At 56.2% G+C, this 25,204-nt stretch carries 22 protein-coding genes and 1 pseudogene; 9 read left to right on the forward strand and 14 right to left on the reverse strand.

Features of this window, described 5'->3' with window-relative positions; translation table 11 throughout:
* Positions 1–206 precede the first annotated feature (206 nt).
* From JOE29_RS02470 to JOE29_RS25340, 5 genes and pseudogenes are all read left to right on the forward strand, one after another.
* Positions 207–638 (forward strand): hypothetical protein, encoded by a 432-nt coding sequence (locus JOE29_RS02470; RefSeq protein WP_057406088.1) that lies wholly within the window; start codon positions 207–209, stop codon positions 636–638.
* Positions 631–1,581 (forward strand): phosphotransferase, encoded by a 951-nt coding sequence (locus tag JOE29_RS02475; RefSeq protein WP_057406089.1) that lies wholly within the window; start codon positions 631–633, stop codon positions 1,579–1,581. Before JOE29_RS02470 ends, JOE29_RS02475 begins: the two co-directional genes overlap by 8 nt.
* The gene (locus tag JOE29_RS02480; RefSeq protein ID WP_044312276.1) at positions 1,578–2,579 is read left to right on the forward strand and encodes a nucleotidyltransferase domain-containing protein; all 1,002 of its coding nucleotides are present in this window, start codon (positions 1,578–1,580) and stop codon (positions 2,577–2,579) included. Before JOE29_RS02475 ends, JOE29_RS02480 begins: the two co-directional genes overlap by 4 nt.
* A gap of 439 nt (positions 2,580–3,018) precedes the next feature.
* Complete coding sequence (locus tag JOE29_RS02485; RefSeq protein ID WP_229621129.1) at positions 3,019–3,132, forward strand: hypothetical protein; 114 nt, start codon at positions 3,019–3,021, stop codon at positions 3,130–3,132.
* Between the two features lie 16 nt (positions 3,133–3,148).
* Positions 3,149–3,453: pseudogene (locus tag JOE29_RS25340) on the forward strand (transposase); the annotation flags it as partial.
* Positions 3,454–3,878: 425 nt separating this feature from the next.
* Here JOE29_RS25340 and JOE29_RS02495 read toward each other — a convergent pair.
* Genes JOE29_RS02495 through JOE29_RS02525 form a run of 7 tightly spaced genes read right to left on the reverse strand, consistent with a single transcriptional unit; the run spans position 3,879 to position 10,698 of the window.
* Positions 3,879–4,991 carry an endo-1,4-beta-xylanase gene (locus tag JOE29_RS02495; RefSeq protein ID WP_058445242.1) on the reverse strand — a complete coding sequence of 371 codons (1,113 nt, stop codon included), beginning with the start codon at positions 4,989–4,991 and terminating at the stop codon, positions 3,879–3,881.
* Positions 4,991–5,734 carry an inositol monophosphatase family protein gene (locus tag JOE29_RS02500; protein WP_003317091.1) on the reverse strand — a complete coding sequence of 248 codons (744 nt, stop codon included), beginning with the start codon at positions 5,732–5,734 and terminating at the stop codon, positions 4,991–4,993. The genes JOE29_RS02495 and JOE29_RS02500 overlap by 1 nt, the downstream gene beginning before the upstream one ends.
* Positions 5,731–6,492, reverse strand: coding sequence for a glycerophosphoryl diester phosphodiesterase (locus tag JOE29_RS02505; RefSeq protein WP_003317090.1), 762 nt, complete (start codon positions 6,490–6,492; stop codon positions 5,731–5,733). The genes JOE29_RS02500 and JOE29_RS02505 overlap by 4 nt, the downstream gene beginning before the upstream one ends.
* 6 nt (positions 6,493–6,498) lie before the next feature.
* Positions 6,499–7,605 carry a sn-glycerol-3-phosphate ABC transporter ATP-binding protein UgpC gene (gene ugpC / locus JOE29_RS02510; RefSeq protein WP_004394159.1) on the reverse strand — a complete coding sequence of 369 codons (1,107 nt, stop codon included), beginning with the start codon at positions 7,603–7,605 and terminating at the stop codon, positions 6,499–6,501.
* Positions 7,602–8,495: an ABC transporter permease subunit gene (locus JOE29_RS02515; RefSeq protein ID WP_210078765.1), complete on the reverse strand. Its 894-nt coding sequence runs from the start codon at positions 8,493–8,495 to the stop codon at positions 7,602–7,604. Before JOE29_RS02515 ends, ugpC begins: the two co-directional genes overlap by 4 nt.
* The gene (locus tag JOE29_RS02520) at positions 8,492–9,385 is read right to left on the reverse strand and encodes a sugar ABC transporter permease (protein ID WP_003391815.1); all 894 of its coding nucleotides are present in this window, start codon (positions 9,383–9,385) and stop codon (positions 8,492–8,494) included. Before JOE29_RS02520 ends, JOE29_RS02515 begins: the two co-directional genes overlap by 4 nt.
* Complete coding sequence (locus tag JOE29_RS02525; protein ID WP_210078766.1) at positions 9,382–10,698, reverse strand: extracellular solute-binding protein; 1,317 nt, start codon at positions 10,696–10,698, stop codon at positions 9,382–9,384. Before JOE29_RS02525 ends, JOE29_RS02520 begins: the two co-directional genes overlap by 4 nt.
* A 165-nt stretch (positions 10,699–10,863) precedes the next feature.
* Between JOE29_RS02525 and JOE29_RS02530 the strand changes: the two genes are divergently transcribed.
* Positions 10,864–11,994: an ROK family transcriptional regulator gene (locus tag JOE29_RS02530; RefSeq protein ID WP_003391817.1), complete on the forward strand. Its 1,131-nt coding sequence runs from the start codon at positions 10,864–10,866 to the stop codon at positions 11,992–11,994.
* Positions 11,995–12,071: 77 nt separating this feature from the next.
* Here JOE29_RS02530 and JOE29_RS02535 read toward each other — a convergent pair whose 3' ends face one another.
* The 6 genes from JOE29_RS02535 to JOE29_RS02560 form a co-directional block, all read right to left on the reverse strand.
* Positions 12,072–13,337 (reverse strand): histidine-type phosphatase, encoded by a 1,266-nt coding sequence (locus tag JOE29_RS02535; RefSeq protein ID WP_210078767.1) that lies wholly within the window; start codon positions 13,335–13,337, stop codon positions 12,072–12,074.
* A 7-nt stretch (positions 13,338–13,344) separates the two neighbouring features.
* Positions 13,345–15,465 carry a TonB-dependent siderophore receptor gene (locus JOE29_RS02540; protein WP_032662512.1) on the reverse strand — a complete coding sequence of 707 codons (2,121 nt, stop codon included), beginning with the start codon at positions 15,463–15,465 and terminating at the stop codon, positions 13,345–13,347.
* Positions 15,466–15,578: 113 nt separating this feature from the next.
* The gene (locus JOE29_RS02545; protein WP_003317080.1) at positions 15,579–16,004 is read right to left on the reverse strand and encodes a biopolymer transporter ExbD; all 426 of its coding nucleotides are present in this window, start codon (positions 16,002–16,004) and stop codon (positions 15,579–15,581) included.
* Positions 16,004–16,732 carry a MotA/TolQ/ExbB proton channel family protein gene (locus JOE29_RS02550; protein WP_058445234.1) on the reverse strand — a complete coding sequence of 243 codons (729 nt, stop codon included), beginning with the start codon at positions 16,730–16,732 and terminating at the stop codon, positions 16,004–16,006. Before JOE29_RS02550 ends, JOE29_RS02545 begins: the two co-directional genes overlap by 1 nt.
* 83 nt (positions 16,733–16,815) lie before the next feature.
* Entirely contained in the window at positions 16,816–17,529 is a 714-nt protein-coding gene (locus JOE29_RS02555) for an energy transducer TonB (protein ID WP_074997165.1), read from the reverse strand.
* Positions 17,530–17,781: 252 nt separating this feature from the next.
* Positions 17,782–18,687 (reverse strand): serine hydrolase domain-containing protein, encoded by a 906-nt coding sequence (locus JOE29_RS02560; protein WP_137984058.1) that lies wholly within the window; start codon positions 18,685–18,687, stop codon positions 17,782–17,784.
* Positions 18,688–18,999: 312 nt separating this feature from the next.
* Between JOE29_RS02560 and JOE29_RS02565 the strand changes: the two genes are divergently transcribed.
* The 3 genes from JOE29_RS02565 (at position 19,000) to JOE29_RS02575 (ending at position 24,554) form a co-directional block, all read left to right on the forward strand.
* Positions 19,000–19,821, forward strand: a complete 822-nt coding sequence (locus JOE29_RS02565; RefSeq protein WP_044312265.1) for a phosphate/phosphite/phosphonate ABC transporter substrate-binding protein — start codon at positions 19,000–19,002, stop codon at positions 19,819–19,821.
* 31 nt (positions 19,822–19,852) lie between these two features.
* Positions 19,853–22,771, forward strand: coding sequence for an EAL domain-containing protein (locus JOE29_RS02570; RefSeq protein ID WP_137984059.1), 2,919 nt, complete (start codon positions 19,853–19,855; stop codon positions 22,769–22,771).
* A gap of 271 nt (positions 22,772–23,042) precedes the next feature.
* Positions 23,043–24,554 (forward strand): Fic family protein, encoded by a 1,512-nt coding sequence (locus JOE29_RS02575; protein WP_058445229.1) that lies wholly within the window; start codon positions 23,043–23,045, stop codon positions 24,552–24,554.
* On the opposite strand, the gene JOE29_RS02580 is transcribed toward JOE29_RS02575, so the two are convergent.
* Entirely contained in the window at positions 24,547–25,197 is a 651-nt protein-coding gene (locus JOE29_RS02580; RefSeq protein ID WP_137984060.1) for an NAD(P)H-dependent oxidoreductase, read from the reverse strand. The genes JOE29_RS02575 and JOE29_RS02580 overlap by 8 nt on opposite strands.
* Positions 25,198–25,204 lie beyond the last annotated feature (7 nt).

The following is a 25,204-nucleotide window of genomic DNA, read 5'->3' on the forward strand; positions in this document are numbered from 1 at the left end:
CTAAAGCCTAAGTAATCAAAGAGATTTCTGACATAAATGAAAGCCCCGTCTCTGTAAAGAGGTCGGGGCTTTTTCTTTACACGGAAATAGTAGAATAAATAGTTCGACATAAGAGCCTTAGTGCCGCCGCTGCAACTCAACGAGCCAAATCCACTCCAAGGTCCGACCCTAGGCCCTGATTTAGGTATCTCCGTGACACCGAGATAATGCACGAATTGAGCGATTTCAATCAAAACCGGCTAATCCTCGCTAGGCAGCGCCGTAGCTATACCAAGAAATTGCTCGCTGATTATGCAGGTCTCAACAGTAAGCTCATCACGCTCCATGAAACCGGCGCTCAGGATCCAACACCCGAAAGTTTGGGCGTGCTTTTTCGCGTCCTGAAATTCCCGGTTAACTTTTTCTTGGGGCGTGACATTGAAGCCCCAACTGATGAAAATGCCAGCTTCCGCTCATTTTCTCGAATGACCGCGGGGAAGCGGGATGCAGCCTTAGCTGCCGGTGGCATTGCCTATCTGCTTGCAGACTGGATGGATCAAAAAATCAATCTGCCATCAGCTGACATCCCTGATTGTTCGGGTATGGATCCGGAAGCCGCTGCAATAGAAGGCATCGTTCGGGAGTACGCTCATGTCTAGCTCAGCGCCTTACAACGAACAATTCATTAGGGATATAAAGAAAGTATTAAATGCCAATTTCAGTTTTCCGACGAGCATTACGAATATAGAACTGCTTGTAAAAGGTATGAATTACACATTGAGAGTCGAATGCAAAAACACAAAATATTATTTAAAGATATTTTCCGCATCAAGAGATAAAATCGACATATCTTTTGAAATGCACGTCATAAATAGGCTATCTGCAAGCGGCATTGGCGTGGCCACTGCTATAAACTCTATTAATGGCGATGAATATATTAATCTAACACTAGCAGGCGAAGACAGGTTGGCTGTTCTGTATACTCATGTTGGTGGGCGAACTTTAACTAGCGATCCCAGAGATATATTTCTATTTTCTAAAGCGTTAGCAGAAATTCACAGGACACCAACATCTTTTCTCTTACAATATACCTCTCGTATTTTTTCCATTGAAAGCGAATGCTATAGAATCAGGAGCTCAATAGAAAAGCACTCTTACATACCAAAGCCTTTAGCATCAAAACTCCTCGATAATTGCTACTCGATACAAGCACTGGCCTCGACTGATTGCGCAGTCCTTTCACATGGTGATGCATGGTTAGGGAACGCAAAATATGTAAATGGCGTTATATACTTTATAGACCTTGAAGATTCTAAGCTGGCAAATCGGAATTTTGACTTAGGTGTTATGGCGTACAACCTCATCGTCAAAAAATATGAAGTTAGAGAAAATATTCAGGCGCTGCTTCGAGGGTATAACGAGCTCAACACCAGCATAACATCAGGTCCAATAAAACCCTATATCCAGTTGCGCTCTCTTTTCGTTCTTTGTTTTTTGCTTGAAAACAAGCTTGTCGATCAATCGCTTTTACAAAAGGTTTTCGAACGAGCTGAATACTTCACTAGTAGCAAGTTTGACAGCGAAATGGCGCACCTTCCATGATTAGTCTCGATAAAGTTACCCATCAGTTCATGATGTATGGTAAAGACGTAGAAGCCATTTATTTATATGGCTCCGCCGCACGAGGTGAGCAAGACGAATTCTCTGATCTGGATTTATTGATAGTATCTGAGTTAGATCCTTTTCACTTGATTTGCCGAGTTAAAGATGATCTTGGAATATGCATTGAGAATGAGGTAGAAATAATATCAAAAAAACAGTTAACGACCATGTTCGAAACAGGCTCTGATTTAGCTTGGACTATCTATCAAGAGGCGAAATTGTTATTTTGCCAGTCTAATCACGTTCAGTGCCCCCAGCCTAATAAGCACATAATAACGAAGGAGTTTCTTGCTTCTCAATACCAAAAATTAAAATCAAGCGCATCTGCACTTAATAATAACGATGCCGTAGGTTTTGAGTGTATACAGATATACAGCGCCATAAGGAGAGTCTACATATCCCTGCACCTGCAACTAAATCTTTATGGTTCAGACAAAGCTGTACGCGGCCTTAATTCGTTTTCAAACTTTGACCATCTTTACCAAGATCTTCGATCATTTGTACGCCAGGGAAAAGCTGGTTTAAGAAAAAAGCTGCCGTCTCGTGAATGGATCTTTAACACTATAAGGATTTCGACCAATTGGATTTCTAATGTCGCGAAGGACTACGGAATTAGCAATGGCGAGCTACAAAGCTTAATCACTTATAACGAGCGAGCTTTTAAAGCGAGGAATCATTATAGGCAAGTCCTAGAATTTTATTCGAAAGAATTTCAGAAATTGCCGCCGCCGTTTACACTTTCCAATACAGCGATAGACGCTTGGTGCAAAGATGCCTATGATGCAGGATACGATAGGAGTATTGAGCTGTATCGTTTCTCAGTGGGTGATTTAATATTCAGACAGAGCGACACCCTGTCTCGCATTTATGATACGTTATCTGAGTGCGGCATACCGACAGGGTTTGATAGATACATCAATTTGGTTCTTGATTACTAATAATCTCCGCACACCAAATAGATAATTATTTTAATTGCCCCACACACAAAAAAACACTAGAGATAGTTTTCAGATATATCTCATTGAAAAACCAACTCTTCCATGCTTGCGAAGGAGGTCTCTATCAGAGATCCATGCCGGCCTCAAAAAAATTCGCTTCTTGTATACTAATTCCTGAGTTAATTACAATGTTCGCCATCAGGAGTACCCTTGGTCAGTATTAAAGTGGTTGGGCCGGTTTGGTTGCGGCTGTTCATTGGTACCGACTGCGTTCTCAGAATAGTCGGACCGGACAAAATAGACACTATTTGATTTAGGTTTTCGGGAGCCAAATGATGTGACAATGAATCTACCCGAATTTCGTAGACGTTTCTAACTCCTAAATTTTTGCCTTTGGCTCAAGCGCCTGGAAGCCGAGCGCTTCAAAACATCGCCTGATATACGCGACGAGGCGATTGTACTGACGGTTCAGGAACTGAACTGGATGCTCGACGGCTTTGATCTGTGGCGCAACCGTCCTCATCAAGTTCTGACTCCAAGATTCGTCGCCTGACGGGTATAATCCGGGCATGATTTCGATGTCCGATGATCTTCCTGATGACCCTGTTCTACTCAGGCAAATACTGCTTGCGGAACGCCGTGCTCAACACAGTCAGATCCTCGACCTGAAATAGCAAATCAAGTTGCTGCGCGACCGTTTGTTCGGTCGTAAATCCGAGCAAACCGTCGACCCTCAAATCCCGCAGCTTGCACCGTTTAACGAGGCCGAGCGTGTCGCTGTACTCGTCGCTGATAATGCTGACGAAGACCCTGAAGACATCGTCGCACCCGTCAAACGCCGAGGCAACGCAAGCCGCTTTGCGCCGACTTGCCGACGCGGGACTGCCCCACCTCCACATCGGCACAACCCCTGCCCAGGTAATGTTTTTCGAGGAATCGGACTGGGTCAGTGACATCTCGGCATATGGGTCAAATCGGCGTCAGCGTCAACAATATGCTTTACGCAAGAGTTAGGGGGAAGGCGGAGGCAAGCAGTCGCAGTGAGTCCAGTGCGAGTGTTCTCTACGTTTATCGTAGAGATCACGCTTTCAGTCGGGATATCCTCGAAGAATTAGGGGGTTGGAAGAATTGTTTTTATCTGTTTTCCTGCTTATGTGAACTACCGTTCTAGGATATAGCTGGTACCTGCTGTTCAGTTCCAGAACCGTAGCCCCCGTATATCGGGGGCTTCGTCGTTTTCAGGCGTCAGAAAGCGCTGAACCACTCCGGCTGTACTGCTGACGTGAAGCCGCTGAGCCTCTAAAGCCGCGTATCCTTCTGCATTTGCGCGTTTTCGAAACAATGCTCAACCACCCAACTCGCAGGCTTCACCTCACCCCGCTGCCCGAAAACCAATGCCCGTTGTGCCAACGGCCCGTTGCTGGCCGTGGCGCCGGCAACATGCGGGCTGTCCCAAACGCCCCACGTAATAACGGTAGACACCGAGCGCGTGGCAAGCACCACGTCGAGATACCGCTTATAAGTCGCTGCAACTGATCCATCACGATCTGCGATGGACCCAGTCAAGTGGCTGTCGTCGACGTCGAGTTCCGTGATGTGGATCGACAATCCCATATCACGCACTGCCAGAATAAAGCGAGACAGGCCCGGACCAAATGTGTCGCCTGCACGCAGGTGGGACTGAATGCCCAGGCCGTGTATCGGAATGCCCCGCTGCTTGAGACTGCGCAGCATGGCGAGCACGGCAGTGCGTCGGCTTTCGCCGTAATGGGTATCCTTTTCCAGGCCGTAATCGTTGTAGCAGAGCAGGGCGTCCGGGTCGGCCTTGTGCGCAGCCTTGAAGGCTATGTCCAGATAGCGAGGCCCGAGCATCTGATACCAGAATGAATTGCGCAGCCCGTCAGGCTGGCCGTCCTCCAGCTGGATGGCTTCGTTGACGACGTCCCATGCGCTGATGAGGCCGCGATAATGGCTGGCGACGGTACTGATGTGCGCCGTCAGCACCGCTTCCGCGTTCATCGGGGTGACGGTGTGGTGAACCCAGTCGGGTAAAGAGCGATGCCAGCAGAAGGTGTGCCCGCGCATACGCTGGTCATGCGCTTTGGCAAACGCCGCGATTGCGTCGGCGGGCGCGAAGTTGTAACGCTCTGGTTCGGGGTGGACGGTCTGCCACTTCAAGGCATTTTCCGGGACCAGGATGCTGGCCTGAAGGGCGACCAGTTGCCTATAGGCCGCGTCGTCATTCAGCTTTGTCGGATCAACTGCAAAGCCGAACCGTATGCCTTTCTCGGCTGCAGGCTGGTGCAATGCGGTAAAGGTTTGTGCCGCCAGCAGCCTGCTGCTGACGAAGGGCAGGCACGCCAGCAGTCGGACAAACGCAGTCAGAAAACTGCGTCGACTAGCCCGGCGCATCACGCACCAAAAATCCCCATCAACTCCTCACGGCCTACCATCACCGTCATCGAGCCTTGCTTCTGCTCGCCTTCAATCGTGCACAACAACCCGGCCTCCCGGCAGATCACTGCGCCCGCTGCGATGTCCCACAGGCTGGTGAATTTCTCCATGTAGCCGTCCGTCTGCCCCAAAGCGGCGAACGCCAGGCCGATGGTGGCGCAGCGATAACCAGCAAGGCCCCAGCCCTGTCGGCGCAGGCTCAGGTGCAGTTTGCCCATCTCTTCGGCATCCCAGCGGGTGTTTTCACCGACGCCAGCGATGCGCAGGTGCTCGGGTGGTTGAGGGCGGACAAAGGGGACGCCGTTGCGCAGCAAGCCATCGCCCGTGCGGGCTGCCAGGGTGTAACCCAGTGCCGGATAGGCAACGACGCCTATTTCGGGCTCGCCTGCCGACATGTACGCCACCGCGATTCCCCACAATGGGGTGCCGCGCAGGTAGTTGCCGGTGCCGTCGATGGGGTCGATAACCCAGCCGTCGGTGATGAATTCGCCGCCCATTTCTTCGCCCAGGATTGTATCGTCGGGGAAGTGTTTGCTCAGTTCTGCACGCAGCAGTTGTTCCACTTCAAAGTCGGCGCGGGAGACGAGGTCTTGCGCGCTTTTGGTGGTGATGTCGAGGGTGTGGCGGTCGTTAAAATACGCCATGGCCAGGCCAGTGGCTTTTTCTACGGCTTGCATCGCGACGCTGAGTCGGTTGTTCATTGCAGACAGCCTCCGTTCGGCAGGTTCAACAAGTCCGGGTAATCACTGAGAATCGACTGTGCGCCATGTTCCAGCAGGTAGTGCGCACGCTTCGGGCTGTTGATGGTAGCCACGGCGAATTCGACGCCGCTGCTTTTCAGGCGAACAAGGTGATGGTCATCGAGCATATCGTCAAGTACGTGGAGTATCCGGCAGTCATATTCGGCCAACAGCGCGACCGGGTCGGCAGGCGCCACCACGGAGGCGATAGCCAGTGGTACGTCGTTCCACAAGCGGCGGGCGGCCGTTAGCGAGCGCACCGAAAAGCTGGAGACGAATAACCGATCGTTGTCGGCGGGCCACAGATTTTTGAGGATCGGCATCACCACTTCCGCCGTCTCGACATCGTCGCCAATGGTCGGCTTGAGTTCGACCTGCAAACCCAGGTTCAGGCGCAACGCACAGGCCACGATCTCTTCAAAAGTCGGGACCTGAAGGCCGGCGAATTCAGGCGCGAACCAACTGCCCGCGTCCAGCATGCGGATAGCTTTCAGCTCATGCAGCACGACGGCGCCGCGCCCGTTGGTAGTGCGGTCCAGCAAGTCGTCATGAATCACGACCGGCTGGCCATCACGGGTCAGCTTCACGTCGATTTCGACCCACTCGGCGCCGCATGCGGCAGCTTTTTCCAGGGCCAGCAGAGTGTTTTCCGGCACGTAAGCCTTGGCACCGCGATGGGCAATCAGGGACGAGCGGACGAGGGGAGCAGGTTTGAGCATGGCGGGTCACTTGGTGGTGTGGGAGAAAGTCACGAGCTGGCGTTGGCCGGTCTCGATATCGAACAGTAAGGGCGTGGAGTTGATCGCGAGTCGAACCTGGGTGCCGGGTATCTGATGTTGCCGTCCGGCCAGGCTGACAACGCAGCGCGTTCCAGCCAGTTGGCAATACAGCAGCGTGTGGCTGCCCAGATTTTCCGAAGACTCCACTGTGGCAGTCACGCCTTCCTGGTCGAGCATGAAGGTCTCGGGGCGCAGGCCCATCAGCCATTTGCCGGTCCGGTTGCTGGCAATGCCGAGCTTGATGGGCAAACGCTGCCCATCGGCGAGCAGCAAAATCCTGTCGTCGAGGCAATGCACCGGCAGCAGGTTCATCGGCGGCGTGCCGATGAAGCTGGCGACGAATGTGCTGGCGGGTTGATCGTAGATCTCGGCCGGCGTGCCGATCTGCTCGACACGGCCTTTGTCGAGAATTACCACGCGCTCGGCGAGGGTCATGGCTTCGGTCTGATCATGAGTGACATACAGGATCGTCGCGCCGGTCTGCCGGTGCAGGCTGCGAATCAACAGACGCATTTCATGACGCAGCGCGCTGTCCAGATTGCACAGCGGCTCATCGAACAGCAGCACTGGCGGTTTGCGGATCAACGCCCGACCGATGGCGACGCGCTGGCGCTGGCCGCCGGAAAGCTCTCCGGGCTTGCGTTGCAGCAGGTCCTCCAGGCCCAGTGACGCTGCGCACTCGCGGATGCGTTGCTCACGCTCCTTGCGTGCAACCCGCGCCAGTTTGAGCGCGTAGCCGATATTGTCGGCCACGCTCATGTGCGGGTAGAGCGCGTAGTTCTGAAACACCATGGCGCAGCCGCGTTCCTTGGGCGGCAGGCGCGTAACGTCGCGGCCGCCCATTAGAATCTGCCCTTGGCTTGCCTCTTCCAGCCCGGCCACCATGCGCAGCAACGTGGACTTGCCACACCCGGACGGACCGAGGATGACGTTGAGTTCGCCCGCCTTGAAAACCAGATCGAGCCCGTGAAGGATGGGTTCTGCGCCATAGGTTTTGTGCAGGCCTTTGAGGACAATATCCGGCGCGCAGGTAATAGGGGTGAGCGCGTTCATTTACCGACTCCAATCAGGCCTTTGACAAACCATCGCTGCATGAGCGCAATGACGAGGATGGGCGGCAGCATGCTGACCACAGCAGCGGCCATCAGCAGGTTCCACTCGGGGACCTGGGTTGCATCGGTTGGCAGGAAGCTGGCGACGCCCAGCACCAGCGTGCGCATGTCCTCGCGATTGGTTGCGACCAGCGGCCACAGGTAGTCCTTCCAGGCGCCGATGAACACCAGCGTGCCGAGCGCTGCAAAGTTGGTCTTCGACAGTGGTAGCAGGATGTCGATGAAGAACCGCCAAGGCCCGGCACCGTCCATGCGTGCGGCCTCGACCAGTTCAGCGGGCAGCGTCTGGTAGAACTGCCGGAACAGGAAGGTGCCGGTGGCCGAAGCAATCAGCGGCAGGGCGAGGCCGGGGTAACTGTCCAGCAAATTGATGGTCGGCAGCGGCAGCCATTGAATGCCCAGCCAGTGCAACAGGCTGCGTACGGGGGCGAGCAGATCGCTGGCCACCGAATACGTGGGGATGATCCTTACTTCCAGCGGCAGCAGCAGCGCCCCCAGCACAGCGAAGAAAATCACCGAACTGTAGCGGCTGCGAAAGTACACCACGGCAAAGGCCGTCAGCGCCGAGAGCGTCAGCTTGCCGATCACCACCAGCGTGGCGACCAGCAGACTGTTGCCCAGCACGCGCAGCAGATCGAGACGCCGGGTGACCTGCTGCAGATTCTCAAGCAGTTGGTCGCCGGGTATCACCGCAAGGCCGTGGGCGAACAGTTGTGGATTGCTGACGGTCGCCGAGCAGACCGCCATGTACAGCGGGCCCAGCGCGAACAGCAGCCCCAGGATCAGCAACAGGTAAGCGCCTGCGTTGAACAGCCGGTTATGCTCGATCATGCTTTCACCCCGCGGCGCTGGAAGCGCGACAGGAGTTTGAATTGAGCGACGCTCAGCGCCACCACCGCCAGCAGCATGAGCACTGACAGGGTCGATGAGCCGGCCAGATCCAGGCCCATGAAACCGTCGGTGTAAATCTTGTAGGCCAGCACATTGGTGGTGTCGCCAGGTCCGCCTTGGGTGAGGGTGTCGACCAGCCCGAAACTGTTCGACAGGCTTTCCAGCAGGTCGATGACAAACACGAACAGCAGATAGGGCGCGATCAGGGGCAGTTGTATGTCAAGCATGCGCCGCAAGGGACCGGCTCCATCCAGTGCAGCAGCGGCGAGGTAGTCGTCGGGCACCGATTTCAGGCTGGCGACCAGCATCACGAAGTTGAACGGCACCAGGCACCAGGCATACGCCACGATCAGCAACAGCATGCTCTGTATCGGGCTGGAGTAGGGCGCCCAGGTGCCGGGTGCAATCGCGTTGAGCCAGGCGAAGATGCCCATCACCGGATTGGCCAGCACATGAAAGACGATACCGATGGTTGCGCCCGATACCGCGTAGGGCCAGATCAGCAGGTTGCGAAACACGGCGTTGCCGCGCAGTTTCAGTTCCAGGCACAGCGCGAGCACCAGCGCGATGACGATCGAAAGCACGACGCTCGATAAGCTGAACACCAGCGTCGAGCCCAGCGACGCCAGCACGCCGGGGTCTTTCAGCACACGCCAATAGTTGCTCAGGCCAACGAAGATTTCATTACCGCCGAAGGGCGGCACCAGATGAAACGACCACCAGATGGCCTGGACCGCAGGCCAATAAAAAAACAGTCCGAGTGCCAGCAGTTGCGGCAGGGCGAACAGCAGCGCCAGACGCGGCTGTGGGAAATGTGCACGCGGTTTCATGGCGTTGCCTCGTTTGACTCATTGCTGGCCTGGGCCTGGTGCATCTGCTGAAACAGACCCAACAGCTCGTTGGCGCGCAGCGTCGTCTGGCGCAGGGCCAGATCGATGCTCTGGCGACCCGCGAGCGCATTCTCCATTTCCTGTGACCAGATCAGACGCATCAGCGTGATAAAACCGCAGCGCAAAGGCGCGGAAGGCTGACCGTCGATATCGTTGAGCACTGTCAGTCCGACCGTGATCGCCGATGGCTCGCTGGCAGCAGATTGCAAACGTGCAGCGCCAGCCTGAGTGACGGGCAGGTAGCCTGTCCGTGCGCTGAACATCAACTGGTTGTCCGGTTGCAGCACGAAAGCCAGGAATTCCGAGACCAGCCGATAATCCCTCACGGAATGCCCGCGCATCACCCACAGCGAGGAACCTCCGGGGACGTTGGCGCGTCGCTGGGTACCCGCGTAAATTGGCAGTGCCGTGACCTGGATATCGGATCTGAGCGTGCTGTGCACAACATTCCACGCCCCGGTGGAGTCGATCAGCATGGCGCAGTCGTCGGTGGCAAACGCCAGTGCCTGCTGGCCGCTGCGGGTTGAGTCCTCATGGACCACCAGACCTTCGCGAGTCCATTGCGCGAGGTCTTTCATAAGGCGCAGATGGGCGCCTTTGTCGAACTGGTAGCGGTCACTGCCTGCGGAGCGAATCGCAACGTCAGTGCCTTGCGCTGCGCTGGCCTGCTCCAGCCAGATCCAGGGTGCAAACGCGCTGACGACCGGGCATTTCTGGCCGCTTTTCTTCAGGGCTCGCAAGGCATCCGCAAACGCTTCCCACGTGGCGGGTGGCGCACTGATCCCGGCAGCAGCCAACGCATTTCTGTGCGTGTAGAGCACGGCTGTGGACGCCGCAAAAGGCTGCGCCGCGAGCGTGCCGTGATCGTCGGCGTAGTAGCGCCGCAAGGCTGGCAGAAAGGTGTCGTCGGGATAGGCCCTGTGATGATCGGCCATGATCGCCTCGACAGGTCGGGTGGCACCGCCCAAGAGCATGTCAGGCGTGGCGACGTCGTAAATCTCCACCAGTGCCGGGCCTATGCCCGCCCGGTAAGCAGCAACGGTTTTCTGCAGCGTCTGCTCATAGCTGCCTTGGGAAACACAGTGCAGGCGATCACTTTCTTCACGTTGTGAATTGAAGCTTCTGCACAGATCCGCGATGGCGCTCCCGGCCGCGCCACTGTGGCTGTACCAGAACTCGGCCGGTGCAGCGAAGGAGTGTGTCGCGAGCGGCAGCAGGGCCAGCGCGGAAAGCATCTTACGGATGGAAGGCATGAGGACACTCACAAGAACTCAATGCCATTTAATACAGGTTGTGTGTAGTATTTGTGACCTGCGTGACTTTTATTAAATTTTCATGATGGAAGCGTGCAATGGATGGTGGGCGATACACTGCTTCACACGCCGACTGTTTTAATCCTCCTACGATTTGAAGATTCCATGCCTCTCGACCTCGACACGCCACTTCATTCGCATCAACCGTTGAGCCTCAATGAACGCAAGTTGCTGGACATCCTTCGTCGTCGAGGCGCGATCACCCGTGCCACGGTTTCAACCGAGATGGACCTGGCTCAGCAGTCGGTGCACCGGCTCATCGAAGAACTGATCAGCCGTGGCCTGCTGCGCAGTGGCGAGCGCGTCAAAAACGGTCGCGGCCAACCCAGCCCGCGCATCGAACTGGTCAACGAAGCGGTGTATGCCATTGGTGTATCGATCAACACCGACTCGGCAGTAGTCTGCGTCGCCGATCTGGGCTGCAATGTGCTGGAACAAGTCACCCTGCGCACGCCGCCGTTAAGCCGCAACAGCACCCTGGATTCGCTGGAAAAGACCATCGAGCGCATGCTTCAGCGCAACGGTATCGAAGCGCAACGCGTCGTCGGCATGGGCTTCGCGATTGCCGGCTTTTTTCTTGAAAACCGCCAGATCAATGCGCCTGAACCGCTGCGCGACTGGTCATTGATGGACCTGCAACCGGTGCTGGAAGAACGTTTCGGCATGCCGGTCTGGCTGGAAAACAACGCCACCACCGCAGCCATCGGCGAAAGCCTGGTGGGCGTGGGCGCCTGGGCCAGCAACTTCATCTACCTGTCGTTCAACTTCGGTTTCGGCGCGGGCGTCGTCATCAACGGCAAACCGTATTTCGGCAGCCACGGCAACGCAGGCGAGATCACCCTCTACAACGACGAAGAATCGATAAACCGCCCGGCTTTGCGTTACTTGCTCGAAGACCTGCATCAGAGCGGCATGCAGGTCGACTCGATCGAAGACCTGCGCCTGCGCTTCGACCCCGACTGGCCCGGTGTGAATACCTGGCTGACACGCGTCAAGCCCACACTGGATCGCCTGATCAACGCACTGGCCGGGTTGTTCGATCCGCAGGCCGTGGTGTTTGGCGGGCAATTGCCGCCTGAATTGGGAAAACGCCTGATCGCCGCGACGACCTTCTGGGGCACCCATCGCTACAACTCTCCACCGCCTCGGCCGCAGTTATTGCTGAGCGAGACGAATGGGGATGCGGCGGCGCTGGGGGCGGCGCTGGTGCCGTTGAAGGAGCGGTTTTTTGTTTGATTCGTTGGGCGTTGGGTGGACAGGCATTGGAGGTTTTTGGGGGGAATGTTGACTGTTGTTGGGCCAAAGCTGTTGTTTCAAGGGTTGTCGTAGTGCTGTACCTCAGTCGCAGACCGGTCGATACGTTTTTCCATGTCGGCAACAAACCCGTTCAATGGCATCAACTCCTCTCCCGCATACCCCGGGTACTGCGCCTGATACGGCGGTTCACTGGACAAATTGCGTAACTGGTCCAGGCTCTGCGCCACATAGGCAACGCTGACAAACTGCGCGCCTGTGCGGTCGTTCACCCAGCGTTCAAACACAATAGTGCCGCCTGGTGCTGCGTCATTCTCGGGGTATTCGGCAATTTTCCAGTCAAAGGCCAGCAGCGTTCGCAACTGCGCGATGTTGCTGTCGTGGCCTACGTACGCCAACCATTTGCTACCCGGCGGGCTGCCCACGAATGTCGGTTGCAGAGCCAGGAGGATTTGTCCGAGCAATTGCGAAGCACCCCGCTGGGCGATGTAAGGTACGTGATTGCTCAGCGCGTATTTGCCCGAACGCAAGGCCATCAAGCGCGATACGTCTGCGGCAGTGCGCCCTTCGCCAAACGCCACCTGGTCCAGTGGCAAGCCTTCGGCGTATTGCATGCGGAAGGTTTCGCTCATGGCCGCGCCCACACTCAACGGACCGCTGAGCTTGGTGACGCCTTCCTTCTCTTTCAGCTTCCAGGGTTGCTTGCTCAAGGCACAGGTCTTTTTCCCGCAGGTCGTCGGCACGCCCACCAATTGCTGCATGGCCAGCAGCGGCGCGGCAAAGCGCTCGCGAGCTGCGTCAACGCTGCCACCCATGGCTGCCAGCATTGCCGCCCGGGTGCGCGCCGGGTCCAGCGGTGCCAGGCCATTTTCGCCGCCGTGGAACAGCCGGTCTTCACTCTCACGCACATGGTGTATCGCTACGTTGCAGCCCGGGAACATCCCCTTTACCAACGCCGCACTGGTGGCCTGGGTGCGCGCTACCGGGCTGGACCACACGTAGGCATCCCCCGCCTGCGGGCACTGTCCCGCCTTGAACAGGCCAAGCGAATCCAGCGTGCGGCGTTGCCATTGGCCTAGCAGCACGGTGGCGACGCGGCCATGGTCGGTCAACTGACCGTCGCGGACACCAAACGCTGGCCAGGTCTTGGCCGACCAGCGTTGCAACTCGGCGGTGTTGGTAGCCGGACGGATACCGTGGCGCATCACCAGTACCACCTTGTCCAGGCGCAGGCCGGTGGTGTCCAGAGGCGCGGCCACTGATGGAAGCACCAGGCACACGCCCAGCGCCAACCCCGCATACTTCAACAAAGTCGATTTCATCATCACGGGCCTAGAAGTCATAACGGGTATTGAGGCTTAAAGTACGTGGCGAACCCGGTTGCAGGTAGTTTTCCTGGTAGTAGGTCCAGTACTTTTTGTTGGCCAGGTTGGTGACGTTGGCACCCAGAGTCAGCGCATGACCATCGCCCAGACGCAGACGATAGCCGCCCCCGGCATCGAACAGGCTGTAGGCCGGGAGGGTATGCACGTTGCCTGAATCCACCGCCATTTCGCCGATACGCTGGGCACCGGTGTGCAGGAACATCCCGGGCACCATGGGCACTCGATACGTAACCTGGGTTGCAGCCTGATAGTGCGCCGCACCGGCTGCGCGGTTTCCGTCCACACCGTCCCCCGCATCGTGGTAGGCCGAGTCCAGTGACATGACGCTACCTTCCACTGTCAGGTCCGGCGTGGCATCGACGCTGGCGTTCAGCTCCAGGCCCTGATAGCGGATGGTGCCGCTTTGCACGTAGACGTTGGCGTCGTTGGTGTACTCGGCGCCACGGTCGATGCGAAACGCTGCGGCGGTGGCACTCCAGTTACGCTGCTGGGCTTTCACGCCCACCTCGTATTGCTTGCTGAGCAGCGGGCTCAGGGTCTGGTCGGAGTTGACTGCGCTGCTGGGTGCGGTACCGCCGCTTTCCAGAGATTCGACGTAACTGGCATACAGCGTCACGTCCTTGGTCGGCTTGTACATCAAGGCAACGGTTGGGGTTGCCGGCCGGGCCTTGTATGGCGTCACAGCGGAGGTGGCGGAGCCGCGGGTTTGCTCACGATAATTTTCGTTGCGCAGGCCCGCCAGCAACGACCAGTTTTCGCCCAGGCCAATGGTATCGCTGGCGAACACTGCGCTTTCCTTGACGTTGTCGTCGCCGTAGGTACCGCCGCTGTAGTCGATGTTGTACACCGAGAAGATCGTCGGGTTGTACAGGTTGCCTTTACCCACGGTGGTCTTCGGGGTGACCACGGATTTGTCCGAGTTCAGTTGGGAATAGCTGGCGCCCAGTACCACGTCGTGAGTGAACCATCCCGTGGTGAATTTGCCTTCCAGGGTGCCCATGGTGTCGTTGTAGTCGTAGGCGTGGTACTCGGACGTAACCTTGTCGGTGTACGCGCCGGCGTCGCTGGAAATCTGGTATTGGTCTTTCACATAACGGCGTGTCGAATCGGAGTAGCGGTAGGCCAGTTTACCGGTCCAGTCGGGAGAAAACTTGTAGGTAGCGCTCACGGTCGACAGGCTGTAGTCGACATCGGTGTAGGAGCCATTGCTGTACAGGCGCTTGCTACCGTCAATAGGGCTGGGCAAGGCGTTCTTGGTGTTGACGATGATGTCGGTGCCACCGCTGGTATTGCGCTTCTGGTACAGAGTGTCGAAGTCAACGCTCAAGTCATCACTGAGCTGCGCGTTCAGGGCCAGGCCGACTGCCGTGCGGTTGACCTTGGCGTCACCCGAAGCGGCATCGCCTTCCTCGTGCACCACGTTGACCCGGTAGCCGAAACGCGGGTCATCCAGACGCCCTCCGGCATCCAGATGTTCCTTATAGACATTGTCGGACTGGTAGCCGGCATCAACGCTGAGGGTGGTCTTGTCGGTAGGCCGCTTGGTCACGTAGTTGACGATGCCGCCCGGGCTGCCGAAGCCATACATGAAGCCCGACAGGCCTTTAAGCACATCGACCCGCTCGAACATCTCAAGAGGCATTTCCACACCGCGGTTGATGTTGGCCATGCCGTCGACTTTGTAGCCGTTCAGGTCATCCAGGGGCAGGCCGCGAACGGCCAGTGTGGCGGGGTGGGTGCCATAGCTCGAACTGATGGAGGTGACGGAGGCGTCGTACTTGACGGCCTCAGACAGGATGCCCGCCTGACGGGCCTGGATTTCGTCGCTGCCTACGCTCTTGAACGAAAACGGTGTGTCGATCACCGCATGGCTGCCCAAGGCGCCGCTGTTGGTCTGCTGGTGCAGCGCCGGCTTGCGCTTGGTGGCCTTTACAGTGACTTGAGGCAGCGTGGCCAATGTACTGTCGTCGATGGCCGGTGGTACATCGGCAGCAAATGATGGCAAGGCCAGGGAAAACGCTGCGAAACCGAGACCTGCACGCACATACAACGAGGATTTGCGAAACATGACAGCACCTTCGAAAACGGCCGTTCACGGCCTGGTTGATTTCTGTCGCGCGCACTTCGCCGTGGCCGGCTGTAACAGCCGACCGAGGAGGGGGGATGAAGGCGGCGCGGTTGTTAAGGCGTAACGGCCTTGGTCACGAAGCCGATCTTGTCCAGACCACCGGACTGCGCTGCGGTCATTACCTGCACCACCTTTTCATACGGGGTGTTGCGTTCGGCGCGCAGGTGCAACTCCGGTACCGGCTGACGCGCGGCGGCCTCGGCGATAAGTCCCGGCAAGTCGCTGTCGCTGATGTCGCGGTCGTCCCAATGCAGGTGGCCTTCGTTGTCCAGCGCCAGATCCACGGAGGGCGGCGGTTTGTTGTCCTGCTGCGCGGCGGCCTTGGGCAGGTCAATCTTCACCGAGTGCTGGATGGCCGGCACGGTGATGATGAAGATCACCAACAGCACCAGCATCACATCCACCAGTGGCGTGGTGTTGATCTCGGGGTTAAAGCCGTCCTCTTCCTGTTCATCCCCGCCCAGCAATCCACTGGCCATCAGACGATCTCCGCTTGGGCGTTGAACGTGCTGCGCGCAGGCAGCCCGCCGCGCGGGGTCGCACGGGCGCCGATCACCAGCAGGTCGTGCAGTTCGAAGGCAAACTTGCCCAGTTCAGCGAGGGTCTGCTTGTTACTGCGCACCAGCAGGTTGTAGCCCAGGGTGGCCGGAATGGCCACGGCCAGTCCCAGAGCGGTCATGATCAGCGTTTCGCCGACTGGGCCTGCAACCTTGTCGATGCTCGCGTCGCCGGTCAGGCCGATCTTCATCAAGGCGTGATAGATGCCCCACACGGTGCCGAGCAAACCGACAAAGGGGGCGCTGGAGCCCACGGTGGCCAAAATCGCCATGCCGCCTTGCAACTGTCCGCCCACGGTCAGCGTGGCTTGGCGCAAGGCGCGGTTAAGCCATTCGCTGAAGGCCGGCGGGTGCATGTCGCCATCCAGCGCATCACGGTGCTGGCGTGCGGCGCTGACGCCGGCCTGAGTGAGTTCGGCGTAGGCACTGTGATGACCCAATTGTTGCACGCCATCCTTGAGCGTCGGTGCGCTCCAGAACGCCTCCAGCAACTTCGGTGAACGCAGGCGATGCAGTGCCAGGCGCACCAGCTTGTCGACCATCACGTACCAGGACGCAATCGACATCACCAACAGCGTCAAGGCCACGCCACGGGTGACAACGTCGGCCTGTTGCCACAAAACATTCAAACCCAGTGTTCCGGTGTCCATGTGTATTTCCTTTCTTTGAGGTGAGCGCTGCCCTGACCGGGAGGCCCGTCGATAAAAGATGGTGGGTTACGCCTGCGTGATTGCTAACTGTCGAGCTGGAATCGCAGCGGCACGATCACATACACCGACACCGCATGCCCTTCCTCCAAATGAGGCTTGAACAGTGCGCCGCGCACAGCCGTCCTGCCCGCCTCGTCGAGGTTGCCAAAGCCCGAGGAGCGTACGATGTCCACCGCGCCGGGCTTGCCGTGCTCGTCCACCAGCACCCGCAGGATCACGGTGCCCTCGTGGCCCTCTTCACGTGCACTGTCGGGATATTCGGGTTGTGGTTCATGCACGTATTCGACGCCCCGGGTGAGGGTCTTGGGCTGAGGCGGTGGTACGGGAATTTGCGTGACTACCGGTGCTGCGGCCGAAGTGCTGATGGTCGCGGGGGCAGACGTTGTGGCGGCCACGACGGGGTGTTGCATCACCTGCGGTTTGGCCGCGGGCTTGGGCCGGGCCACCGGCTTAACGGCCACAGGCGCTGGCGCTGGTGCGACAGGGGCAACGGTAGGCGGTGGCGTGGGCGCGGCACTTGCAGCTGGCGCCGGAGTCGGTTCATTGATGACCGAGGCGTAAATAGTACGAATCACCTGTGGTGCAAGCGCAGGGGGCGATGACCTGGTCACCATGCTCAATACCAAAACATGCACCGCCACGACCAGCGTTACCGCGCATCCCCGGCGCAGCAATCGCGAGGCGCTGCCGGCAGGCAATGGCTGAAGGTGCAGCAGGGGTGTCAGCGTTGCATCCACGATTGATTTCCTCCAGGCCGGTAGGCCGGGTACATCGGGCGCATTCCCTGCGAAAGTTGGGTCCGAGGCCGGTAGAGGAACCTCGTAACAGGTGTCGGAGGAATATAGGAGTGACGAGTGACAGATGCGTGACAGAGAAAAATTATCAAGTAAGCAGTTTGTGACAATTGCATGGGCGCCAACAGGCGTGGCCTTACAAGCGGTCATTACGGGATTCAGAAGCGGTTATCCGGCGAACCATAAGGCCTACGGCTAAAGGACTTTGATGCCGTCAGCCCCCTGTCGCAAGAGTTGCATCAGTTGCCCAGCAACGATGGCTTCAACGGCACCGTCAGTAGCGTCCACCTCAAAAGCAGCGCAGCAAGCCGATGCGCCGCCATCGCCGATGCGATAAACAGCCATGACGCTGCCTGGCCCGCAGCCTGTGTGCCCAGCTAGAGAATGCCCACCGTCAATCGAACCTTGCATCAAGCCGAGGCCATAGCCCGGCGTGATCCATGGGCGCCCTGGAATCGGGCCGCCTAGTGTTCGTGCTGTCTGCATTTCCTGAAGCAAGCCTGCGCAGAGGAGCTCTGCACTGAGAAGTCGGTCCAGAAATAGCGCTGCTTGCGAAATCGGCCCGATCAACAAGCCGTGGTAAACCCAGGCGGGGTCATAATTCGAGGTACTTCCCAGATGGGTCGCTTGTAAGTCTGCTCGCGTTTTAGCAAAGCGAACGTTCGAGATGCCCAGAGGGGCAAGCGCACGTTGAATCACTGCATCATCAAGCGTCATATCGGTCAGCCGTTCAATTAGCCTGCCGATGAATAAGTAACCGACGTTCGAGTAACGCCATCCGGTTCCGGGGCTGTATCGAAGTCGAGTACCGTCAAGACATCGCATCATTTCATCTGCCGGCCAGGCGGGCTCACCTTTAGCAACGGCGGTGTGATACTCCGCAAGCTCTCCGTAGTCAGCCAGTCCTGCTTCATGCCGCAGTAGCTGGCGCAAAGTGAAAGGCTGATCAGGAATGGGGTCGTCCAACCCGATCAGTCCATCCTGTACCAACGAGAGGGCTGTCGCAGCCAGGACCGTTTTCGTAAAGCTCCACCAGGGGGCCATCAGCTCCAATCGGTCTGGCGTTTGTGGCTGACCATTTGACACGAGTGAAATGAGCATTGGCTTCCCTGGAATGTTGAGCGGATCTACAGCCCGACAAGATATCTCAATTGCTCTGCTGCGCCGGGATCAAGTCAGCCGTTTGTGCTGTGCTGAAAGACTGTTTTTGACATAAAGCGGTCTGTGGCGGCGGCAGGCAGGTGTGTAGGCTGGCCATTAACATTTATTCATGCGGTCGGTGCTTAAGATTCAAGCGCCTCGGCCGATTATATTAGATGGCTGAGCTTAAGTTGGCGCTCGTCACCGTTGGCTAAGAAGTTATTATACCTGTGGAGTAGACAAGTGAAGTTACGCCTGAGCTGCAAAGCTATCATGATCGCCCTGTCTTTGGTCGTGTCGAATGTGGCGGCTTCTGAAGAGCTTAAGGTGTACAATTTTTCGCCTGTCAATCAGTACAATCTTAATCTTTCGGCCAGTTTTTGGAATCCAATTATTAAGTATGTGTCTGAAAAAAGCGGCGTGAATCTCACGCTGAAGTTAGGGCGAACCTCCTCTGATACAACCAGTTATGTGCTCGCGCAAGAAGTTGATTTCGCGTTCACCAACCATCTTTTTAGCCCCGAGCGCGACAAAATGGGCTGGAAGGTGTTTGGTCGCCGTGACGCGCCTGCCCTCGAAGGACAAATCGTGGTGCCTGCCGACTCGCCGATTCATAGCCTTTCGGAACTAGAAGGCAAAGAAGTGGTTTATCCAGGGCCCGAAGCGTTCATTGCTTATAAAGTGACAAGTTCGGAATTGGTCAAGAAAAAGATCAATACGGCTACTGTGTTCGCAGGAAACATGGACGGTGCTTTCAGCCAACTCCTTAGCGGCAAGGCCCAAGCGATGGGGGCCAACTCCCAGCTTGTAAGCGGCTACACGGAGAGAGAAGGGAAGTCGTTCCGCGTCCTGTGGAGTTCGGCCTCGTTCAACGATTTAGCCCTCATGGCATCCCCTCGGGTTTCTAAAAAAGAACGTGATGCGGTCGCCAACGCATTTTTTAATATGCAAAACGATCCCGACGGTAGCAGGGTTCTTCGTGAGGCGACCGAGCTGGTGCATGCACCGACACCGATTACCTTCATTCCTGCGACGGAAGCGGATTACGCGTCCTATCGTGATTTTTATAATAGTTTGCCAGCAAACCTCAAGTAAATAATTTCAACTTTAGCTGGAGAGGCTGTTAATGAATTTCTTTAAAAGCCTGCTGCCCAAATCACTGACATCGCGAATACTGGTGATGTTATGCATTCTGATACTGACTTTTTTGACGACGGGCCTGGGCCTGTTTTATAAAAACCAGCTGCTTCAGCATATTGAAGAGATACAAGACACCGCTAATATGCTGATCGAGGTAGCCGCGCAAGCGGTCGAGGAGAGTGTCGTCATCGGCGATTACGACACCATCAAAAGAACCCTCGAAAAAACCCTGGCTCGCTCGCCGTTCAAGTCGGCCATGTTTATTGACCTGTCGGGTGGCGTCATTCGCCTTGAGGCCGCCAGTGCGCCGCTTGGAAGAGCGCCTGCATGGATAGAGTCTGAAGTCGCTGCGCGATTATTCGATGTCAATCGTCCGATCACTGTTGGCGGGAAAGATTATGGTGTGATGCGTCTGTCTTTCAATGCCGAGAGAATTGCTGCCGAACTCTACAGTCTTGTGATTCAGGCGACACTCTTCGCTGGGTTCTTTTTGCTGATCAGTTTGACGTTGATGGGATTCATGATCAAGCGTTCGCTTGCCCACCTGGGCAAGCTTCACTCTTATGAGGCAGAAATCGCTTCAGGCGCAGTGGCAGCAGAAGCGATGTTGGTCGCTGATGCTCCCATGGAAATACAGGAGGCTATAAAAGCGGTAAACCGTACTGCCGCGAGTATGCGCAATCACTTTGGCCTGCGTATCGAATCGTTGATGAATACCTTGGTGCAGCATAAAAATGCCCTGGATGAGGTGTCGATCGTTTGCGAAGTGTCGGCCTCCGGACGTATCACCTACGTTAACGAACGATTCGTCACAAGCTCACAGCATTCGCGAGCCGAGCTTTTAGAGTTGACGATCGATGAAGTCTGGACCGGCATGTCTTCAGCCAATGAGCCGTGGCAATGGGCACCGGAAAATGAGGTGTGGAACGGTGAAGTCAGGCTCTCAGGTCGTTCCGGCAAGGTTGCATGGCATCGACGCACCGTCATACCTATTCTCGATGACCTGGGCGGCGTTGAAAAATATATCTGCATCGATATCGATATCACAGATCGAAAAGAGTTTGAGGTGGCGATTCTGGATAACGCCAGAAGGCAGAACCTTATCGCCTTGTTTGGCCAGCAGGCATTGACCGAGGAAAACGTCAGTGCTCTGGGTGAGCTGGCGGCACTGACTGCGGCGCAAGGATTGAACCTGAGCAAGGCCGCTTTACGGGTCGTTGATCGAGTGAACCATGAGGTCATCGTCACCGCGGAGGTTGGCTTCGCCGGCGTTGAAATCCGCAGTGGTTATCATAATGATTTTTTGAACAGTACTGCTTCTTCTGCCGGGTTTGTCATTAATTCTGATTCGCCTGATAGCCGTTACACGCTGCTTCCTTGTGAGACAGCAGAGGCGTGCAGTATTAGAAGTGGCCTGGAGGTTGATATCTCTTGCAGAGAAGTCTTCAAAGGCGTTCTTGGGGTGTATGCCAGCAGGGATTACCGCTTTACGCGTGAAGATGTCAGCTACCTTCAAACACTTGCCAACCTCTTGGCAGCCGCGCTTGAAAGGTATGACGCAAAGAACAAGCTAACCTACCTGGCCGAAAATGATTCGCTCACCCGTCTGCCTAATCGCTGGTTTCTCAGCAATTATCTGCGCGAGATAATCAGTCGGACCACGTCAGCGCCAGATGCAGTAAGCGTCATATTCATAGATTTGGACCGGTTCAAAGCCGTGAATGACACCATGGGGCATTCAGTAGGCGATCAATTGCTTATCCAGGCGGGTCGACGCTTGAGAGACTGCATTGATGAGAACAGTGTGGTTGCGCGGCTGGGAGGCGATGAGTTTTCGATCGTCGTCACCCACAAGGTCTATTCCGAGAGCCTCATCAAATCGCTGGCGACCCAGGTTGTTGATGCGTTGGGTAAACCGTTCAACCTGGGCGGCCAGGATATATTCGTTTCAGCGAGTGTGGGCATCGCTAATTATCCGTTTGACGGGCGTGACACTGGCGTTATCTTGAAGAATGCAGACACCGCCATGTACCACGCGAAGAAAAGTGGCCGCAATAATTTCAAGTTTTACGACGCCAGGATGAACGAAAGTTTAACCAGGCGCTTGCAAACTGAAACGCTACTGCGGGGTGCACTTGAGCGCGATGAGTTTATTCTGCACTTTCAGCCCAAGGTCAGCCTCGTCGATGGCAGGATAAGTGGTCTGGAGGCTTTATTGCGCTGGAATCACCCGGAGCAAGGTATGATTTCTCCGGCCGATTTTATCCCTATTCTGGAGGACACGGGCCTGATAATTCCTGTCGGCGTGTGGGTTATCCGCAAAGTCTGTGAAACCCTAAAGAGCTGGGAAAAGAATAATATAAGGCTGGTGCCGATCGCCATCAATCTGTCCGTCAGGCAGCTTCAGGTGAAAGGCCTAGCCGAGACCGTCAAGCATATCGTTGAAGCATACGGTATCAACCCCGCTCTTTTAGAGTTCGAACTGACCGAGTCGATGCTGATGATCGATCCCGAGTCGGCAGTTGAAATACTCCGAGATATAAAGTCGTATGGTATAAGCCTTTCGGTCGATGATTTCGGAACGGGCTATTCCAGTTTAGCCTACTTGAAGCGATTCCCTCTTGATGCCCTCAAAATCGACAGGGCGTTTATCAAAGATATCACCAGCAATCATGAGGACGCCGCGATCACCCGGGCGGTAATCGTATTGGCGCACGAATTGGGTCTTAACGTCATCGCAGAAGGCGTCGAAACAGTCGATCAGTTAGAGCTGCTCGTGACGTATGGCTGCGATCAAATGCAGGGTTATCTTTTTAGTAAGCCTGTCATCAGTGAAGAGTGCGCTGCGATGATTAAATCGTCACGCAGTCTGGATATAAGCTTTTCTGAAAGTGGTGTGGCATAACATCGTATTGATCGCGTCTGCGAGAGCGGTCATGGCAGGCCGCTTTACGCAGCGGCTGCTTTTGGCCGAAAGCACGTATTGGCAGGTAGCTGCATTTGATAAACGATACGCATCAGACGAAACATTTCCGACCCACTGCTACCTGAGTCGAAACGAAGCAGTCTTCACAAAAAATCACCCACTCGTTCATGGTATGCACAGCCAGCTATAATTTTTTCCTCGAAAAGCGTGTAAATTATAATTTTCTCGTGACTCGTATAGGAAATTCTCCATGCAGCAACCCATTGAGCGAGCCGGGTATAGCTGGCTGATCAATGCACTGGATCTTCGCTGCGTGGCGCTTGATCATGAGTGTGTCATTGGCTCGCGGCCTGCGCTCTCACTGCCCGCTGGTGGCGTGAAGATAGAGGTCTTCACCAAGGGCTATGCCAGAGAGCATCGCCCCGTTGACCAGATGCTTTTTGCGCTCTCATACGAAGGGGTGAATATAGGCGTTCTGGAGCGCGCCTTTCAGAATCCGGCTGTTCGTAATGACCTGACTGCTGCAATCGTCGAGAAACCAGCCAGCGGCTATCTGCGCCGACTCTGGTACATCTGTGAGCACATTGCAGGCCACCAGTTGCCTTTGCCCGACGCGGCTCAAAACATACCCTATGAGCACCTGCTCCCACCGGATAAATATTTCACCGGCCCAGAGCAAATGTCGCGCAGACACCGGGTGCGGATGAATCTGTTGGGGACACCGAAGCTTTCGGCTCTTGTTACACGCCAGAGTTGGGCAGACGACAATCTTCTGAATGCACAAATAGTCGAGCGTATGCATGACCAGATGGTCGACTTCTCAGTCAGCGAGATTGCTAGAGCGGCGCAGTACCTGCTGACGACCGAGACCCGCAGTTCATACGAGATTGAGCACGAACGCCCGGCGCCTGATCGAATCCTGCGCTTTGTACGAGTGCTGGAACAGGCAGGCCAGCGCTCGCTGGATGAGGAGTTCCTGTTCGACGTCCATCGAAAAGCCCTCGCTACGGGGCGTCCTGACCCTTCCATTGGTGCTTACAGGTATATGCAGAACTGGCTTGGCCGCGGGGATCTGATCCACCTCATCCCGCCAGCGCCGGAGAACGTTCCTGAGATGATGGAGGAGTGGTTCCTGATGCGTGAGCGCGTTATGCGCAGTAACGCGCCAGCGCTGGTTAAATTGAATGCGATTGCGCACAGCTTTATCTATATCCACCCTTTCATGGACGGCAACGGCCGTTTGTCCCGCTTCATCATGCAGGACATCCTGGCTAATGAAGGTGTCAAGCTGCAGGGCATTATCATGCCAATATCTGCTGGCCTTCTGGTCAATATCGAGACTTATATCGGCGCGCTTGATGCCCTGTCACGGCGGATACTCGGTGCTACGCAGTACCACAGGACGGACCTGGCCAGCGACCCTGAACTGGATGAGGCGCACGATCATCTGTTCGCTCATCTGGATTTCACTGATCTGCAGGGCGAGGTCAACAAGAGTGCTGCGCGGGTTCTGGACGGGCTCATGCGTGACGAAGTTAACCATCTCGTTCGCCGTGACAGATTCAAAGAGCAAATGAATCGCGAACTTGATCTGTCCAACCGAGATCTTGAGCTTCTTATCGCGGTGATCTACGAGAACAGCGGACATGTCTCCAAGCGCAAGCGGACAGGGTTGTTCCAGCACCTGACGGATGAAGATATTGCTCTGGCGGAGAGTATTTACGCCGATCTACATGCGCCTCAAGCGACGGGGTCTAAGTGACCCAGGCACCTTGTGGGTCAGAGTGGTCCGTGGCGAGCTTCGACGCTTCAGCCAGCGCTGCGTTAAAATTGGCCTCTGCCGTTGCGGGATCCGCGAGCGTTGCTTCCGATAGCATCGCGTCGATGGCCGGGATGCCCACCATCCGTGCCCAGGTTCTGAGGTACGCGACCTGATGGTCGTAGGCTTCGGTGGGGAAGTCTTCCCCAAGCGCTACCCCACGTGAGGCGAACACCACCACTTTCTTACCTTTGAGCAGACCACGCATGCCTTGGGCATCGAACTCAAACAGCACACCGCGCTGCGATACGGCGTCAATCAAGTGCTTAAGGCGGTAGGGAATACCGAAATTCCACATTGGCACACTGAAGAGGATGACGTCGGCTCGGTGGAAACGCTCGCCCAATGCATGGATCTGCTTCCACACTGCCTGTTGCTCAGCGCTCATTTGCACACCTTGAAGGTCTGCGTACTTGGCGTTCAAGGCAGGACCGTCGAAGGGCAAAAGATCGGTCGTCCACACGTCCAGAGCGTCCACAGTGGATTCCGGATGAAGCGAGGTAAAAGTCTCAAGGTAGCGCGAGGCCAGTTTCAGGGAAACGGAGCGCTCGGCGCGGGGAGAGCTGGCGATATGAAGAATATGCATGGAATCA

The organism is Pseudomonas sp. PvP009 (assembly GCF_017832995.1).
GTDB lineage: Bacteria > Pseudomonadota > Gammaproteobacteria > Pseudomonadales > Pseudomonadaceae > Aquipseudomonas > Aquipseudomonas syringae.

What these genes read in the sequence shown, in the direction of transcription:
- JOE29_RS02475 (WP_057406089.1), top strand. Translation starts at nt 631, where the DNA reads ATGTCTAGCTCAGCGCCTTACAACGAACAATTCATTAGGGATATAAAG.
- JOE29_RS02470 (WP_057406088.1), top strand. Translation starts at nt 207, where the DNA reads ATGCACGAATTGAGCGATTTCAATCAAAACCGGCTAATCCTCGCTAGG.
- JOE29_RS02540 (WP_032662512.1), bottom strand. Translation starts at nt 15,465, where the DNA reads ATGTTTCGCAAATCCTCGTTGTATGTGCGTGCAGGTCTCGGTTTCGCA.
- JOE29_RS02535 (WP_210078767.1), bottom strand. Translation starts at nt 13,337, where the DNA reads ATGATGAAATCGACTTTGTTGAAGTATGCGGGGTTGGCGCTGGGCGTG.
- JOE29_RS02545 (WP_003317080.1), bottom strand. Translation starts at nt 16,004, where the DNA reads ATGGCCAGTGGATTGCTGGGCGGGGATGAACAGGAAGAGGACGGCTTT.
- JOE29_RS02515 (WP_210078765.1), bottom strand. Translation starts at nt 8,495, where the DNA reads ATGATCGAGCATAACCGGCTGTTCAACGCAGGCGCTTACCTGTTGCTG.
- JOE29_RS02575 (WP_058445229.1), top strand. Translation starts at nt 23,043, where the DNA reads ATGCAGCAACCCATTGAGCGAGCCGGGTATAGCTGGCTGATCAATGCA.
- JOE29_RS02570 (WP_137984059.1), top strand. Translation starts at nt 19,853, where the DNA reads ATGAATTTCTTTAAAAGCCTGCTGCCCAAATCACTGACATCGCGAATA.
- JOE29_RS02480 (WP_044312276.1), top strand. Translation starts at nt 1,578, where the DNA reads ATGATTAGTCTCGATAAAGTTACCCATCAGTTCATGATGTATGGTAAA.
- JOE29_RS02580 (WP_137984060.1), bottom strand. Translation starts at nt 25,197, where the DNA reads ATGCATATTCTTCATATCGCCAGCTCTCCCCGCGCCGAGCGCTCCGTT.
- JOE29_RS02505 (WP_003317090.1), bottom strand. Translation starts at nt 6,492, where the DNA reads ATGCTCAAACCTGCTCCCCTCGTCCGCTCGTCCCTGATTGCCCATCGC.
- ugpC (WP_004394159.1), bottom strand. Translation starts at nt 7,605, where the DNA reads ATGAACGCGCTCACCCCTATTACCTGCGCGCCGGATATTGTCCTCAAA.
- JOE29_RS02560 (WP_137984058.1), bottom strand. Translation starts at nt 18,687, where the DNA reads ATGCTCATTTCACTCGTGTCAAATGGTCAGCCACAAACGCCAGACCGA.
- JOE29_RS02530 (WP_003391817.1), top strand. Translation starts at nt 10,864, where the DNA reads ATGCCTCTCGACCTCGACACGCCACTTCATTCGCATCAACCGTTGAGC.
- JOE29_RS02520 (WP_003391815.1), bottom strand. Translation starts at nt 9,385, where the DNA reads ATGAAACCGCGTGCACATTTCCCACAGCCGCGTCTGGCGCTGCTGTTC.
- JOE29_RS02550 (WP_058445234.1), bottom strand. Translation starts at nt 16,732, where the DNA reads ATGGACACCGGAACACTGGGTTTGAATGTTTTGTGGCAACAGGCCGAC.
- JOE29_RS02525 (WP_210078766.1), bottom strand. Translation starts at nt 10,698, where the DNA reads ATGCCTTCCATCCGTAAGATGCTTTCCGCGCTGGCCCTGCTGCCGCTC.
- JOE29_RS02495 (WP_058445242.1), bottom strand. Translation starts at nt 4,991, where the DNA reads ATGCGCCGGGCTAGTCGACGCAGTTTTCTGACTGCGTTTGTCCGACTG.
- JOE29_RS02565 (WP_044312265.1), top strand. Translation starts at nt 19,000, where the DNA reads ATGATCGCCCTGTCTTTGGTCGTGTCGAATGTGGCGGCTTCTGAAGAG.
- JOE29_RS02500 (WP_003317091.1), bottom strand. Translation starts at nt 5,734, where the DNA reads ATGAACAACCGACTCAGCGTCGCGATGCAAGCCGTAGAAAAAGCCACT.